At 50.6% G+C, this 15,863-nt stretch carries 14 protein-coding genes and 2 pseudogenes; 6 read left to right on the top strand and 10 right to left on the bottom strand.

Going from position 1 to position 15,863, the window contains the following annotated elements; genetic code table 11:
• Positions 1-29: 29 nt before the first annotated feature.
• The 6 genes from EGM51_12140 to nifH all read right to left on the bottom strand — a co-directional run bounded on the left by EGM51_12140 (position 30) and on the right by nifH (position 5,671).
• Positions 30-431, bottom strand: coding sequence for a hypothetical protein (locus EGM51_12140; GenBank protein QBG48108.1), 402 nt, complete (start codon positions 429-431; stop codon positions 30-32).
• A 321-nt stretch (positions 432-752) separates the two neighbouring features.
• Positions 753-2,135 (bottom strand): nitrogenase molybdenum-iron protein subunit beta, encoded by a 1,383-nt coding sequence (gene nifK, locus EGM51_12135; protein ID QBG48107.1) that lies wholly within the window; start codon positions 2,133-2,135, stop codon positions 753-755.
• 123 nt (positions 2,136-2,258) lie between these two features.
• Positions 2,259-3,896, bottom strand: coding sequence for a nitrogenase molybdenum-iron protein alpha chain (nifD, locus tag EGM51_12130; GenBank protein ID QBG48106.1), 1,638 nt, complete (start codon positions 3,894-3,896; stop codon positions 2,259-2,261).
• Positions 3,893-4,303: a P-II family nitrogen regulator gene (locus EGM51_12125; GenBank protein QBG48105.1), complete on the bottom strand. Its 411-nt coding sequence runs from the start codon at positions 4,301-4,303 to the stop codon at positions 3,893-3,895. The genes nifD and EGM51_12125 overlap by 4 nt, the downstream gene beginning before the upstream one ends.
• 64 nt (positions 4,304-4,367) lie before the next feature.
• Positions 4,368-4,700: a P-II family nitrogen regulator gene (locus tag EGM51_12120; GenBank protein ID QBG48104.1), complete on the bottom strand. Its 333-nt coding sequence runs from the start codon at positions 4,698-4,700 to the stop codon at positions 4,368-4,370.
• Between the two features lie 146 nt (positions 4,701-4,846).
• The gene (nifH, locus tag EGM51_12115; GenBank protein ID QBG48103.1) at positions 4,847-5,671 is read right to left on the bottom strand and encodes a nitrogenase iron protein; all 825 of its coding nucleotides are present in this window, start codon (positions 5,669-5,671) and stop codon (positions 4,847-4,849) included.
• Positions 5,672-6,071: 400 nt separating this feature from the next.
• On the opposite strand from nifH, the gene EGM51_12110 reads away from it, so the two are divergent.
• The 3 genes and pseudogenes from EGM51_12110 (at position 6,072) to EGM51_12100 (ending at position 7,878) form a co-directional block, all read left to right on the top strand.
• Positions 6,072-6,605 (top strand): hypothetical protein, encoded by a 534-nt coding sequence (locus EGM51_12110; GenBank protein ID QBG48102.1) that lies wholly within the window; start codon positions 6,072-6,074, stop codon positions 6,603-6,605.
• An 80-nt stretch (positions 6,606-6,685) separates the two neighbouring features.
• A pseudogene (locus EGM51_12105) lies at positions 6,686-6,820 on the top strand (hypothetical protein).
• Positions 6,821-7,434: 614 nt separating this feature from the next.
• The gene (locus EGM51_12100) at positions 7,435-7,878 is read left to right on the top strand and encodes a hypothetical protein (protein ID QBG48101.1); all 444 of its coding nucleotides are present in this window, start codon (positions 7,435-7,437) and stop codon (positions 7,876-7,878) included.
• A 472-nt stretch (positions 7,879-8,350) separates the two neighbouring features.
• On the opposite strand, the gene EGM51_12095 is transcribed toward EGM51_12100, so the two are convergent.
• Together EGM51_12095 and EGM51_12090 are read right to left on the bottom strand one after the other, a co-directional pair.
• Entirely contained in the window at positions 8,351-9,262 is a 912-nt protein-coding gene (locus tag EGM51_12095; protein ID QBG49306.1) for an IS3 family transposase, read from the bottom strand.
• Positions 9,263-9,387: 125 nt separating this feature from the next.
• Positions 9,388-9,621 (bottom strand): annotated as a pseudogene (locus tag EGM51_12090) (transposase).
• Positions 9,622-9,759: 138 nt separating this feature from the next.
• Here EGM51_12090 and EGM51_12085 point away from each other — a divergent pair.
• Positions 9,760-10,071: a hypothetical protein gene (locus tag EGM51_12085; protein QBG48100.1), complete on the top strand. Its 312-nt coding sequence runs from the start codon at positions 9,760-9,762 to the stop codon at positions 10,069-10,071.
• Positions 10,072-10,302: 231 nt separating this feature from the next.
• Positions 10,303-10,947: a hypothetical protein gene (locus tag EGM51_12080; GenBank protein QBG48099.1), complete on the top strand. Its 645-nt coding sequence runs from the start codon at positions 10,303-10,305 to the stop codon at positions 10,945-10,947.
• 130 nt (positions 10,948-11,077) lie between these two features.
• Here EGM51_12080 and EGM51_12075 read toward each other — a convergent pair whose 3' ends face one another.
• On the bottom strand, positions 11,078-12,094 hold the full coding sequence (locus EGM51_12075; GenBank protein QBG48098.1) for a transposase: 1,017 nt from the start codon (positions 12,092-12,094) through the stop codon (positions 11,078-11,080).
• An 828-nt stretch (positions 12,095-12,922) separates the two neighbouring features.
• Between EGM51_12075 and EGM51_12070 the strand changes: the two genes are divergently transcribed.
• The gene (locus EGM51_12070; protein QBG48097.1) at positions 12,923-13,945 is read left to right on the top strand and encodes a HEAT repeat domain-containing protein; all 1,023 of its coding nucleotides are present in this window, start codon (positions 12,923-12,925) and stop codon (positions 13,943-13,945) included.
• A gap of 243 nt (positions 13,946-14,188) precedes the next feature.
• Here the strand turns inward: EGM51_12070 and EGM51_12065 are convergent, their stop codons facing one another.
• Positions 14,189-15,808 carry a fumarate hydratase gene (locus tag EGM51_12065; protein QBG48096.1) on the bottom strand — a complete coding sequence of 540 codons (1,620 nt, stop codon included), beginning with the start codon at positions 15,806-15,808 and terminating at the stop codon, positions 14,189-14,191.
• Positions 15,809-15,863 lie beyond the last annotated feature (55 nt).

Genomic DNA, 15,863 nt, shown 5'->3' with positions numbered 1-15,863 from the left:
CTGTGTACTCCGTGTCCTCTGTGGTTAAACTATGCGGCGATTTGTGTTTTGGCCCAGGCCTGGACGGCTTCGGCGGTGGCGATCATTTCGGGGATGGCTTCGGCGGGCGGTTCGGTGCGGTGGTAGCCGGCGAATACGGGGCAGATGTTCTGGTAGGATTCGAATTTGCGGAGCTGTTCGGCGATGTTGTCACCGATTCCGCCGATCTGATCGGCGGCGTCGATGAGGTCCGTGAACGTGTGGTTGTCGGCCAGTTTATGTTTTGCCAGGAGGGCGGCCATCACATGTTTTTCGATGGCGAGGCCGATGATGTTGTAGAGAATCTCGTTCGTGAAGATTGCGGGACGTTTGAGACCGCCCTGTGCGGTTTTGAGATATTTGTCGCCTTCGTTCATGAAGGTCTGATAGTCGGTATTAAATTCGCCACTCATCGTATTCTCCTTTTACTTCTTTTAAACCACAGGGGCCAATGCCTGATTTCAAATTGAGCATATTAAAAGGCACTTCTTCGGTGTTCTCTGTGAGCTCTGTGGTGAAATATATCATGCGTTAAAGATCGGAACCGGAGCGCGGAGTGTAAACAGAGGAGGAGAGAGATTTCTGTTATGAGGCGAGGTCTCTATCCGCGCTCCGGTTCCAAAGGATTGTGCAGTTCGGAGTTGATGGTTTGAAGTCTGGAGCTACGCCCGACGGAGCGGGCCGGGAATAACCCTCGGACGATATGCTCCAAACCTCCAACCTCAAACGCCTTTCTACATGACGAGCTCGAAGCGGGTTTCGGGAGCATCGCGGTCCTGACGGTCCATGATGACACCGAGCATTTTTTCGAGCAGGCGGATGCCGCCGTTATATCCCACAGTCGGGAAGTAACTGTGGCCGATACGGTCAAGAATCGGGAATCCGTGACGGACAAACGGAATGTCTTCGTCGCGGGCGATGTATTTGCCGTACGTGTTGCCGATCAGCAGGTCGACCGGTTCGTTCTTGATCCACTGGTGCAGCAGGAACATATCGGCCCGTTCGCCATTTGCCACTTTGACGTTCGGAGCCTTTTCCGCGCACATTTCAGTGATCCGTTTGCTGAATGCTTTACCGGGAGTGCCGGAAACAATTGCGGTGGGGATCATATCGAGATCGAGCAGAAACTCGGTGAGCGGCAGCAGCTGATCGGGGTCGCCGTAGAGGGCCACCTTTTTACCGTGGAGATACTGCGACATATCGGAGATCACGTCGACGAGGCGTCCACGCTCTGCGATAAAGGACTCCGGAATTTCAACCTTGGCCGCGGAGGCGAGTGCCTGCACGAAGCGGTCGGTTGCAGAGAGTCCGTACGGAATATCGAGGACTTCGTAGGGGACTTTGAAGCTGGCATCGAGATATTTCGCGCAGTCTTCAGAGGCCCATTTGCCCAGGGCGAGCGTTTTGATGCTGTCGCCGGCTGTTGCGATATCCTCTACTTTGGCTCCGCCGTCGGGATACATCTTGAATTCGCCGGTCTGCGGAGTGTTGACGACTCCGTCGGTATCCGGAAACATTACGATGTTTGCGCCGAGGCGCGCTGCGATTTCCTTCATTTCCTTCATGTCGGAAGGTTCAACCCAGCCCGGCAGAATGTTGACCTGATCTTTGGCCACACCGGTATGCTCGGCCAGTCCTTTGGCAATGCCGGTGCACATGTTGGCAAATCCGGTGATGTGCGAACCCACGTAGGACGGGGTGTTGCAGTAAATCACTTTCTTTCCTTCCGGCACTTTGCCGTCGTCCGTGGCTTTCTTCACGATCTGCGCGATATCGTCGCCGATGGTTTCAGAAAGACAGGTGGTATGAACGGCTACCAGATCCGGGTTGTAGATGGTGAACATGTTGGCCAGGGCCTGGAGCAGGTTGGCCTGTCCGCCGAATACGGAGGAACCTTCGGTGAAGGAACTGGTACCGGCCATGATCGGATCCTTGTAGTGGCGGGTGAGGGTGCTGCGGTGGTAGGAGCAACAGCCCTGGGAGCCGTGCGAGTGCGGCAGGCAGCCGTGTACGCCGAGAGCAGCATACATGGCTCCGACCGGCTGGCAGGTTTTCGCCGGGTTAACGGTGAGCGCTTTGCGTTCGCTTACTTCTTTGGGTGTGTGTCGTAGTAACATGGGATTTTCTCCATTAAATTTTAATTGCCGATTTTAGATTTCCGATTGCCGCTTTGTGAAACTCCGTCGCCGTTGGGCCCGTTGTTTTCAACCGCCAATCATCGATCGGCCATCGGCAATTTTTCAGGCTACATATTCAGCGCAGATGCAGGGGTCGTTTTCATGGGACAGCCAAGGTGCCTTGATCTTCTTCCAGATGCTGGTGCTGAGAATCTTTTCGATGTCCGCATAGAAGTTCTTGGCTCCTTCGAATCCGGCGTACGGGCCGCCGTAGTCGTAGGAATGCAGCTGTTTGAGCGGAATGCCGGATTTCTGAACGACATACTTTTCCTTAATGCCGGCGCAGAAGATATCCGGTTTATAGAAGTCGATCAGTTTTTCGGTTTCCCAATGGCTGATGTCGTCGACGATCAGAGACTGATCGGCCATATCGGGCATCATGCCTCTATAGTCGCTGACTTCCAGCCCCTTTTCGTCGAGCGCTTTGAGTTTTTCCTCGGAAGCACGCGGTTTGTAGCGGGTTTCGTCCTTCTCCACCTTGATTTCCTCAATGTTACGGGAGTCGGCATCCACTTTGATTGTCGGCAGCACTTTGCGGCCTTCGTAGTCATCGCGATGACCGAATTCATAGCCGGCGGAAACGGTTTTAATACCGAGTTCGCTGAAGAGTTCCTGGTAGTGATGTGCACGTGAACCGCCGACAAACAGCATGGCCAGTTTTCCTTCAGTCACTTTCCGGGCTTTGGCTACGCGTTCTTTGACGGAGGGCATTTCCTCGGCAATCACTTCTTCGATTCTGGCCTTGAGCGCCTCATCTTCGAAATATTCACCGACTTTGCGCAGGGCCTTGGCTGTGGACTCGGCACCGATGAAGTTCACCTTCATCCAGGGAATACCGAATTTGGTTTCCTGCATTTCCGCCATATAGTTAATGGAGCGGTGACACATGACGAGGTTGAGGTCGGCCATATGCGAATTGGCAAACTTGTCCATGGTGGAGTTTCCGGAGAAGGTGCAGATGATGTTGATGCCGCACTTCTTGAAGATACGGTCGATCTCAAATCCGTCACCGCCGATGTTGTACTCACCCAGGAGGTTTACATTGTATTTATGTTCCGGCTGCGAATCGTCCAGACCAATCACATGGCGGAAGAGCTGATTGTTGGCAATATGGTGCCCCGCTGACTGCGAAACCCCTTTATACCCTTCACAGCTGAATCCGAACACATTGCAGTCGCCGAGCTTTTCCTTCATCTGCCGCGAAACCGCATGAACGTCATCGCCGATCAGACCGACCGGACAGGTGGAGAAAACGCCGATCGCCTTCGGTTTGAAGATGTCATAGGCTTCCTGAATGGCCTGCGCCAGTTTTTTCTCGCCGCCGAACACGATGTTGTCGTCCTGCATATCGGTTGAGAAGGAGTAGGTCATATAGTTAGCGCCGCCCTCCACAATTTCATCGGCATCGGTCTGGTTCCGGCGGGTCAGCCATGCATAGAAGCTGCAGCCGATGGGACCGTGAACCAGATTGACGATGTCACGTGTCGGACCGAGCACCACCCCTTTACAGCCGGCATAGGTGCAGCCGCGCTGGGTGATGATGCCCGGGATGGTACGGACGTTGGACTGAATCTGCTGATCCAGTTCCGGATCGTTAATCACCATCGCCTTGGAACGCTTACGCGCAATTTTCGGCGGATATTTGGCCAGGATTTCTTCTTTCAGGCCAGACGGGTCGGGTAGTTTTTTTTCTTCACTCATTCCAAACCTCCTGAGGAGTCGAGGACGTTACCGCCGGAAGGGCCTTCTGCGGTTTCGCCGGTTCTAACACGGGTTGCTTCCAGAATCGGCAGGACGAAAATCTTTCCGTCGCCCGAGCTGCCGGTCTGGTTGGTTTTGATGATGGTTTCTACGGTTTTTTCGACCCAGTCGTCGGACACCACTACGGTGATCAGACGTTTCGGGACAAGGCGGGGGCCTTCGCCCAGTTGGGCAATAGCTTCAGGAGCACCTTCTTCCGCTCCGTGGAGGATGCGGTAATCGACCATTCCTTTACCGCGACCCTGCACCCGGCCGGTTGCGGTGAAGGAGCTGATGCCCGCTTCATTCAACGCACGCTTGGTGTCGTTGATCTTGTTCATTCTAATGACTGCCATTACTTCTTTCATAAACGCACTCCGCTCGATTTGAAATTGGAGATTTCAGATTTGAAATGGAGGAGAATTGATTGCATCAATCCTCCTTCAGACCGGAACTGATGGTGTAAACGTCCTCGACAGGGGAGATGAAGATTTTGCCGTCGCCGAAGTTTCCGGCCTCGCAGCTTTTGGCCGCGCCCAGAACCGTTTTGACCACGAAATCCTTATCGGTTTCCGGAATCACGGTCATCAGCATTTCCTTCGGCAGTTCGTCATAGGTCACTTCACCGACCTTCAGGCCGCGTTGTTTGCCGCGCCCGAATACCGGAACTTTGGTGACGGCCGGGTAACCGGCTTCGAGCAGGGACTTCATTACTTCATCCGCCTTTTCCGGGCGGACAATGGAACGTACGAGCAGTTTTGACATGGGTTTTCTCCTGGTAGTTAATTGGTGTGTTAGAGGCTCTTATATATTCACCACAGAGGACACGGAGTTCACAGAGATGGGATTGTGCAGGACTTAATGAAGCCGTGCTCCGAGGCCTCTGTGCGCTCTGTGGTTAAACAGTACCGTTATGCATCGAAGCCGTATTTGACCATCAGCTCTTCGAGATCTTCGATTTCGAGCGGCGTCGGGATTACCTTCATTTCATTTTCGGCAATCTTTTTGGCCAGGGCGCGGTATTCGTCGGCCTGACCGGATTCCGGCGCGAAATCGATAACGGTTTTACGGTTAAGTTCCGCGTGCTGCACAATATTATCGCGCGGTACAAAATGAATCATCTGCGTGCCGAGCCGGTTCGCCAGCTCCGTGATCAGCTCAAGCTCATTATCCGTTTTACGGCTGTTGCAGATCAGACCGCCGAGACGAACGCCGCCGGCATCCGCAAACTTCACAATACCCTTGCAGATGTTGTTCGCCGCATACATGGCCATCATTTCACCGGAAACCACGATGTAGATTTCCTGCGCTTTACCTTCACGGATCGGCATAGCAAATCCGCCGCAGACCACGTCACCGAGTACGTCATAGAAAACATAATCCAGGCCCTGATCCTCTTCATATGCACCCAGCTGTTCCAGCAGATTGATTGATGTGATAATACCGCGTCCGGCACAGCCGACTCCCGGTTCCGGACCGCCGGATTCCACACAGCGGGTTCCTCCGAAACCGTCTTTGATGACATCATCAATTTCAATATCTTCCCCTTCTTCGCGCAGCGTATCGAGTACGGTGCCCTGAGCCAGACCGCCAAGCAGCAGACGGGTGGAGTCGGCTTTCGGATCGCAGCCCACCACCATCACTTTATTACCGGCCTCCGCCAGGCCCGCCACTGTATTCTGGGTCGTGGTGGACTTTCCGATTCCGCCTTTTCCGTAGATTGCTACTTTTCTCATGGTGCTTCTCCTTGGTTGGTTAACGTTATTTTGAATTTCAGTTCAGTTTCTATCTTCCCAAATGGTGACAGCCCCTATTGCACCAGGTGTGCCACCGCAGAAATACGGAGAATTCGTTAAGTTGTAAGGTGTTTGAAGCCAGTGAATAGAAATAAATGTCGGAGCCGGTTCGGGAGGGGCGCGGGGAGGGGACTTAATCGGAAAAAAATTTCCACCCCGACCATGCTTCAGAATCAGTGCCTTTCCAACCCGCGAAAAAACAGAGGGTTACAAAAAATGGCGACATTTTTTTCCGATGCATTCAGGCCGACGGAAACAAATTTCCGCCTTTTCAAAGTCTAGACGACATGGTTGATCAATTGAACGACACTCTGGGAGACAACCGGGATACATATCGCTCATGCTGTCAGTAGTGTTCCAGATTATCTATACTGCGTTTGTCCTATTCTCCGGCATTTTTGTGGTACGCACTGTAAGGGGATTTTGGCGGCATAGACATGGCTTTCCGGGAGGGCGTCAACAGTCAGCTGATGTGTCCGATACGCTTCAGTTAAGCTATCGCTCGTATGAAGTCCTTTTGATGTGCATTTTCAGCTTTCTGTTGATTGCTGTTCTGAATGCGACGGTATCGGCGACTCCGTCGATAGAATTCAAATACCCAATATGGGATATTCTGTTTTCTGCTGGAGCCGAGGAGAAAAAGTTTCTGCAGGGATGGGTCGGCATGCTTTGGCTTATTTTATCGGTGATTACATTTGCTGTGCAATACCTGACTCGAATCTCTCTTTCCAGGCAGTTACGCAATGGGCTTCTGAATGCCGGGAACTACAGCGAAAATGAAAAGAGAACACGAATACTTACCCTTAAGATGTGCGCGGGCTATGTCATCCTGCTTATTTGGTTTGCAATAGTGCTCGTTAAAATTATCCAATGATATTGAGTGAGGTGTGAATGATGAAAGCATTTATTTTTGTCACATTGTTGTGAGCCCTTCTCCCGGTTTGCAGCGATGCCTACTATCAGGCGGAGCAGGGTCGCTGGACCAGCCGAGATCCGGTTCGGGAGCAGGGTGGAAAAAATCTGAATGCAGTCGTTCGAAATCAGACGATTTCTAAAATTGATGTGCTGGGGTTAATGAGCACACGATAAATGAGGGATTTTCTGGGCGGATTGTCTGAGGAGGATCGACAAAGGTTATGCTGTGCTGCTGATACGTTCAATGATCCTGAAAACAAAGAACGGTCGGGGGGATATATACAGGGCCTGAAGGAAATGAACATCGGCTTCAAAGCGGCCCTGCTGTAGGTCCTCCCTATGGGGAAGGTGAGCCATTTGCAAGCGCTGTTCCTCCCGGGAATAATGAGGATCCGAGCTGGTGGCAGAGTATTAAGAATAGGTGGGGTCCCGAAAATGAGCGGTATTATGATTATGGAGGACAGATTCCCTGTTTTATTGATGATGTGGGCGGCTCTAAAAATGATTTGGACATCTATTGGCATACGCATCCCGATCCTGATTTGAAGGATCCCGGAGAAGGTAAGTGGTATGGTCCACATCCTTACGGACCTTCAGATCCGGATAAGGCCCCTTCAGGTAGAGACGATTTAGTTCTGGAAAAGGGAGGGGTGCATCATAAAAAGCCCGGGGACGAGCACTTTACCTATCTAGGTTTTCTTGATGATGTGCTTGGATGTGATGAGTTCTGTTGTGATAAATAATGGTTTCTTTACCGAGGGGTTGTGAAAACAACTTTGTAGCTGGCGATGATGTTGATTTTGTTAATCATATTAACAGTAATGCTGACAACGCTTGGGGCAGTTCTTGCCTTAAATGCAGGCATCGGCAAATTTCGTTCAAATATAGCACTCTTTGTGCTCTCGAATGTTTCTATTGCTGGAAGTCTTTTGGTTGCTTCTATCTGGGCAACGGCCCTGTTGATTCCAGAGCCTGTAATGCGTGATTATCAGGATAGGGAGACTGAATGGCAATTTTACGGCTATTACAATCCATCATGGGGTAGTAACCGTTCTTCGAGCGTGGGACAATATGTGTTCAGAGAAGTCTCTCCGAGCAATAATGCGCTTCCGGTTTTGGAGAGTGTTGCTTTTTATCTGTTTATAACAAGCGTTGTCCTGTGTGCTGGCGGGCAGTATTTGTGTGTAAGAACAATATTGCGTAAAAAATCCGGTCAAAAAACGGGAGGATGATGTGCTGTATAATTTTCTCATATTTTTCCCTCCGGCCCTAATGTTCATTATTGCAGGATTTCTGTTGGTTCATGTTTTATGTTCGTCCTGCCAAAGCTCTATTGTCATGTTGCAGAGGAGTCTGCTGATCATTCTGTTATCTCTTCTGCCGGCAGGGCTGTTTAGAAACCTCGTTCCAAACTATCCGTTATTTAGCCCTGCGCAGCATTATTACCCGATTCCAGACCATGGAATTAATCTGGTGGAGCATATTGCCTACCGATCAGGGCTGAGTGCACATGTAGTGTTGATCCTTTTGTTTACACTGGTTTTCTCTGGAATTCTGTTCGCCTGCCTTTCATCAGTGGTTGCAATTAGAGCAGTAAAATTTTCCGGCACAGAACAGAAATGCCGTACTCGATGGATTACAATCAGTAAGTTCGTCATCGTGGTGTAATGGTTCACCGGGAATTGGAAAAACCTCGGTTCGATTTTAGTTGGTTAACTCCCGGATTTTGCTCCGCTTTATTCGGCGCTCTTCCCGGGCTTTCGATAACTTCATTTCCCGCTCTTCAAATATTTCTTTCTGCTTCCCATCCAGCATTTGCCCGGGTGTGATAAATCCAAGCGAACTGTGTAAGCGGATCGTGTTGTAATAGGTAACATATTCATCAATATTCCGACGAGCTTCATCCTGAGTTTCTGCACTTCTGGGACGAATGCATTCGGTTTTCAGACTTTTATGATAACGCTCAAGCTTACCGTTGCTCTGCGGATAATACGGGCTGGTTCTCACATGCGTCATGCCTGTCAGACGAATAAACTCCTTGAAATCCCGGGCGATGAACTGCGGGCCGTTATCACTTATAATTCTCGGAGCCGCATCAGGATATTTTTCTCTCGCACGCTGAAGAATCAGCTCTACGTCGGCCTCTTTCATCTGTTCCTTGAGCTCATAGTGAACGATCAACCGGCTGAATCCATCGAGTACCGTGCACAGATAATAAAAGGTGCCGCCACAGTTGATGTAGGAAATATCAATATGCCAATGAGCATGGGCTTTTAATGGCTGAGTGAAGCCGGTTCCCTTCCTGGACGGGCGTACGTTCCGATTGTTCAGCATCCCTGCTTTTGAAAGGACTCTGTACACCGTGGCCGGACTGACCGCAACAACATCCGCATCCATCATCATATAGCAGCACCTGCGATATCCATCAAACGGATGCTCTTTATACCAGTTAACAATCTTTTCGGTTTCATTCGCCAGCAACCAGTTGTCCCGAGGTATTTTACCATTGTGCTCATTGAGTTTTCCGTATCGTTTACGCCAGTCATAAAACCGGCTTTTACCAAGAGATGCTTTAGCAAGAAGCCAGCTCAGGGCCAGCCCGGTCTGTTCCCGGATTTCAAATACGTCATCAATAATTCGATCCCGCAGATCCGGCTCCACCCAACCTTTTAAATCTCCCCATTCTTTTTTTTTGATTTCATCAGCTCTGTTGTCACATAGGCAATAATGCTGTCTTTCTTCTGCAATTGCACTTCGAGCTGCTCGGTCTGTCTTCGCCGGGCCTTCTGTTTACGCGTGTCCGTTTTCTCGAAGGCGGCAGAGGCATTCGCTCTGAATTCGGCCTGCCATCGGTAAAACATATTCGGCTGAATATCATGCTTTACACAGATATCGGAAACCGGCACCTGGTCGACCAGGTGACTCATAACAATGTCGGCCTTCTGTTCGGCCGTGAAGTGTCTTCTCTTTGGCATTCTGTCCTCCATTCGTACTATCTAACTTGAACGAAGGTTTTGTCCAATTCCATCTGAGGCAAAACAGTGGCGCTACCATGCGTTTTCTATTTCAGTAACAACTGTTTAAAACCGCAGGACTACCAGCAGGTGATAACTTTGAGAAACGGCGCCTCTGAGTCCATTACGGTAGATAATATAAATCAAGCTGTGGATGAATTGGATCGTATAGTTAGCAGCAAGGCCAAACAGGAAATCCGGGCATGTCCTGATGGATTTTTGTTAACTTATCATAAATGGCTGGCGTTATGGATTTATGAAAACTGGCTGGATGATGATTCCGTATTACACCAAAAGTTTCGGGAAGATGGAACGTGGAGAACTGAAGATATGGCATTTGCCCTTTTAAAGGCTTTTCATTCCGAACTGAATAATGAGGCAGAGGAGGAAAGGTGTGGCACAAGTCGTTGACTGTTATTTTGGAGAGGTGTGAATAATGAGACAGTTTATTTTATGGAGGTAGCAATAATAATTTTGAGGATCCATGGGATGTTGGAAACGGGGGCGACCTTCATGCCATGACAAGTTCGTGTTCCGTTTCGGGATGGTCTGAAATGCCAGGGGCCTTACCGTTGGTGTATTTACCGCAACAGGCAGATGCCGATGATTGGGATCAACAGGCTCAGGAGATGAGGTGTTGTTGTGAAGATGAGGGTGATTAGTTTAATTTTGTTCTTTTCCGGGGTAACGCAAGTTTTTTCAACGATCCCTGAGGGGGCTGATTGTGGTTCTGTAGTGTCGGGTTTGAAGGTTCATGTTGAAATCTTCAAGGTAACAGAGGAGAAGATCGTTGGATCAGTTGTTTTTGTTAATACCGGCGAGTCTATAATATGGTTTCCAGGGATTCCCTCGGGAACAATACTGCCGGATCAAATAAGTGTTCGGGATGTGTATCCGGTATTGTACATGCATAATATACAAAAGGAATATGCTTATGCAGAGATCCCCTTATTGTTCAGTGCAGAGCTTTTTCCTAAAACGTCGATGTCTTATAGTTTTAAAATTGACCGTTCAGGAAGTTTAATTGAAATGCAAACGGGTATATGTGCAAGGATCAAAGCTCCAAAGATTGATGCTCGGAAATTTGCGCCATTCAGATCTACTGGAAAAGTGTTTACACGGATCCAAAGCGAGGCGGTCTTACACATGAAGGTCTCGGAATATGAGAAGATCAACGTGCGAGTTCCTCCAGTAGTTCAATCTCCGGTACATGTTGTTCCTTATCAGAGAAAGCAGTCTTGGGAGGAATGGAAGAAGGAACAGAAGAAAACGGGGATAATTCCATAATAAAGATCCATCAGACAGTTACACGCTGGGCTGTTGAATGACTGGGAAAGGGGTCAGTCCCGGGGAAAGGTCAGGGAAAGGGGTCAGGGAAAGGGGTCACGGGAAAGGGGTCAGTCCCGTAGGAAAGGGGTCAGTCCCGTAATTTAGTAACTTCTCTCAACCGTTCACGCTTCTTTATTAACAGTTCATCCTCAGTCTCATCAATCCGTCTAGGGTATCTCGACAGACAATCCGCCCTCCCCATATGCAGCCGCTCCGCAATCCAGGCATTGGAAACCACCGTGTGCCTCCTGATCAGCCAGGCCAGCAGCGCCTTCTCATCCGCCCCCTTCCGCATCCCGTACAGAGACTGCTCATCAAGCTGAAGGCACTCAATACCCTGTTGCAACAACCGCTCCGCTTCAACTTCATCATGCTGCCTCACCTCTTCCCCGCAAAATGATTCCCGTTTCCCTGAAAGCCGGTCAATTCTTTCAAGCATATCAGCTTTGAACTGATCCGCCCCGAAGCACCATCCTCTGCGGATATGGTTCCATTGCGAATCAAACTCCACGGGATTGTCACTTGCGGCGACTTCAGCAACCCGTTTATTCATAATTCTCCGGTAGTTCCGTCGGCCGGCCACCGAATCCTCAAGTTCCATGCAGCCCAACGTACGATCCACACAAAGCCAGTCTGGGCGTTTTGAAGGCCGTCCATAAAGCGGGAAACTGCTCCAGCGGTAATCCGCCAGAGTTCTCTTCCGCGGGTCAAATCCTTTCACCCGCACCGGATTAAGATGGATATAATTACTTACCGTCAAAAAATAGTCTCCGCCCGTCCCATCCACCAGCAGCGCCTTGTAACGCCCCTGCAATAGATGTCCCCAAAACTTATGCCGACTGTTAAAACGCTGCGTATACGTCCCCTGCAGCCACTTCATTCCAGCCACCAAATTCGCTTCAGGAGTCTCCAGTAAAAGGTGGTAATGATTCCCCATAAGAACGAAGGCGTGTATCCGCCAGCCCGTGCGGTCACACGCCTCACCCAGCGTATCTAAAAATACTTCGCAGTCCTTATCGTCTTTGTAAATTGCCTCCTGGTGATTTCCCCGGCTCATTACGTGATAGATGGCCCCTTCATATTCAATTCTAGGTTTCCTTGGCATGGAGAGTTTTATACCGAAAACAGCACGGTCGGAAAAGTCATTTTACTCGATTACGGGACTGACCCCTTTTTCGGAAAAGTCATTTTACTAGATTACGGGACTGACCCCTTTTTCCTGACCCCTTTTTCTGACCCCTTTTTCCGCAGAGGATGGTGCTTCGGGGCGGATCAGTTCAAAGCTGATATGCTTGAAAGAATTGACCGGCTTTCAGGGAAACGGGAATCATTTTGCGGGGAAGAGGTGAGGCAGCATGATGAAGTTGAAGCGGAGCGGTTGTTGCAACAGGGTATTGAGTGCCTTCAGCTTGATGAGCAGTCTCTGTACGGGATGCGGAAGGGGCGGATGAGAAGGCGCTGCTGGCCTGGCTGATCAGGAGGCACACGGTGGTTTCCAATGCCTGGATTGCGGAGCGGCTGCATATGGGGAGGGCGGATTGTCTGTCGAGATACCCTAGACGGATTGATGAGACTGAGGATGAACTGTTAATAAAGAAGCGTGAACGGTTGAGAGAAGTTACTAAATTACGGGACTGACCCCTTTCCTACGTGATGAGGCGGAGGCGGAACGGCTGGTTAAGCTTGGGCTTGAGGTTCTCGGATTGGCCGATTCCGATCTGGATGCGCTGAAAAAGAACGGTCCGGAGAAGTATGCGGTGGCTTGGCTGGTGCGCCGGAATACGTGTGTGAAAAATCAGTGGATTAAAGAGCGTTTAAGGATGGGTAAGGCAACGAATTTTGCTACATTTCTGAAGCGTATGGAATCGGGTGATTTCGGCGGGGATGCATTGGATCGAATTATAAAAACATTAAATCATAGGACTGACCCCTCATGAAAAAAATTATTCTTGTAGTTGCAGTTATTGGTGTATTCGGACTTGTATATGTTTTGTCGAGAAGTCCTGTGACTCAGGCTGATCAGCCTGAGTCACAGATTAACATGTCTGCGATAGAAGTTTCGCGTCCGCAGCACGCCCAGGAAGTTCCAATGGCTGAATCGGAAATCGAGTCTGGTTTGAGTGAGAACCATCCGGTATTTACTGTGGTTGATCCGAAATCCGGCTACCAGACTAGGCTTGAAGCCATGCGGAAACTTGGGCAGGAGATGTCGACCAATGATATTGCAGTTCTGATGGATTTCCTAAATGAGCCAATGCCGGAAGATGCAAAGTTGGGGAATCTTTTTTACAACTCCATTCGAAATGATGCCTATGAAATTCTTCTTCGTCAGAAGGAACTTCCGGATGGTATGGGTGAATTGCTGGTGAATGGATATAACAACCCCAATCAGGATGATACGTGGCGCAATTATTGTATCCAGTTCATGCAGCCGTTCTATGAAAGACAGTCTGAAGTTTTAAGTTTTGAGTCTGAAACTGGGAGCCGAGAGGCGCTGGTCTCATCAACCGCGGACAGCGAGGCCGCTGTCCCTCCACAAGAACTGCAGATAATTCAGGACACACTCTGGGATGCGCTGGGGGAACGCGACAATTCGAATGCAGGGGCGGCGCTGTTGGCGCTCGATAAGCTTTCTCGTGATCATGATGAGTTTGATAAGGGTGACATTAATGCCGCGATGCTCAACTTGGCTCAGGATGAACAAGCTTCTTTGGCGAACCGAGTTACTGCCATTCGTCTTTGCGGTGAACGCAAAAATATACATGTATTGGAAACCGCCCGCGACCTGGCTCATAATTCGGACATAACCATACTTCGCTGTGCCGCCATCGCCACTCTCGGCGAAATCGGTTCCGAAGAAGATATCGCCCTTCTAGAATCCCTCTCAGTTTCCCGTGATAAGCGTATTTCAAAGATTGCGAGCACGTCATTGAGCAAACGAAGTCTGGTTGAGTAAAAAGGCGTTTCCAGGAAATGGAAACGCCGGACCGGCAGAGGTTTGCCGGTTGGGTCAGTTCTGCTTATAGTGCATGGATTTGAAGGCTTCGCCGAACATTTTTGCTTTGTGTGCGAGGGTCCTCAGCAGGGATTCGGCGGGGGTGACGTTGTTGATGCCTTTCAGTTCGCCGGCATCGAGGACGTCGGGAAATCGTAGATAAAGGGCCGGCGCTGAAATACACCAGCCCTTTATCGTGAATTCTTATTTCCCTTTCAGGATATCGGCGAAGAAGTTGTTGCCTTTGTCGTCGACGAGGATGATGGCTGGGAAGTCTTCGACTTCGATTTTGCGGACGGCTTCCATGCCGAGTTCTTCCATATCGACAATTTCGACTTTTTTGATGTTTTTCTCGGCGAGGAGGGCGGCGGGACCGCCGACGGAACCGAGGTAGAATCCTCCGTGTTCCTGACAGCTGTCGGTGACTTCCTGCGCGCGGTTGCCTTTGGCGAGCATGACCATGGAGCCGCCCTTCGACTGGAATTCTTTGACATACGGGTCCATGCGCTGTGCGGTGGTGGGGCCGAAGGAGCCGGAGGGTTTGCCTTCGGGGGTTTTGGCCGGACCGGCGTAGTAGACCGGATGGTTTTTGAAGTATTCGGGCATCGGTTCACCGGCATCGAGCTTTTCCTTGATTTTGGCGTGGGCGATGTCGCGTGCCACAATCAGGGTGCCGTTGAGCCGCAGGCGGGTGAGGACCGGATACTGTGAAAGGTCCTTGAGAACTTCTTCCATCGGACGGTTGAGGTCGATGACCGGTGCGGTGTCGGCTTCTTTACCGAGATTTTCCGGGGCATACATGGCCGGGTCGTATTCGAGCTGTTCGAGGAATACGCCGTCTTTGGTGATTTTGGCTTTGATGTTGCGATCGGCCGAGCAGGAGACGCCGATGCCGACGGGGCAGCTGGCGGCGTGTCGGGGCAGGCGGATGACGCGGACGTCGTGGCAGAAATATTTTCCGCCGAACTGGGCACCGATTTTGGAGTCCTGTGCCATTTTGAGTACTTTTTCCTCCCATTCGAGGTCGCGGTAGGCGCGGCCGGTTTCATCGCCGGAGGTGGGCAGGTCGTCGAGGGCGCCGATGGAGGCCATTTTGACATATTTCATGGTGGCTTCGGCGGAAGTGCCGCCGATGACGACTGCATAGTGGTAGGGCGGGCAGGCGGCGGTGCCGACGGTGAAGAGTTCGGCTTTGAGAAATTCGGTCAGCGTTTCTTCATTCAGCAGCGATTTGGTTTTCTGGTAGAGGTAGGATTTGTTGGCCGATCCGCCGCCTTTGGCGATGAAGGTGAGGTTGTATTCGGCACCTTTTCCGGCGTAGAGGTCGATCTGTGCGGGCAGGTTGTTTCCGGTGTTTTTTTCTTCGAACATGGAGAGGGGCGCAATCTGGGAATAGCGCAGGTTGCGTTCCTGATAGGCTTTGAAGACGCCTTTGGAGAGGGCTTCTTTTTCGTCGAAATCAGTCCAGACATAGCCGCCTTTGGTGCCGGTTACGATGGCGGTGCCGGTATCCTGGCAGGTGGGCAGTTCGCCGTGTGCGGCAATAATTGAGTTTTCGAGGAAGGAGCGGGCCACGAAGATGTCGTTTTCGCTGGCTTCCGGGTCCTCGAGAATGGCGGCGACCTGTTTCATATGGCCGGGGCGGAGGTAGAAGGAGACATCGCAGAAGGCTTCGTAGGCGAGTTGTTCGAGGGCTTCGGGCTCAACGATAAGAACTTCTTTGCCGTTGAAGGATTCGGTGCGGACGCCGTCTTTGGTAATCAGGCGGTAGGGCGTGTTGTCGCCGCTGTGCTGGAACGTCGGAGTATACGTATAATTGCTCATGTGTGGCTCCCTGGTTAATATAAAATCTATTCTTTTGTTTGATTGCGCCTCAAAC

The sequence above is a fragment of the Verrucomicrobia bacterium S94 genome, from assembly GCA_004299845.1.
In the GTDB taxonomy this organism is placed as follows: Bacteria; Verrucomicrobiota; Kiritimatiellia; order Kiritimatiellales; family Pontiellaceae; genus Pontiella.
This window is presented reverse-complemented; position numbering and strand designations above follow the sequence as displayed.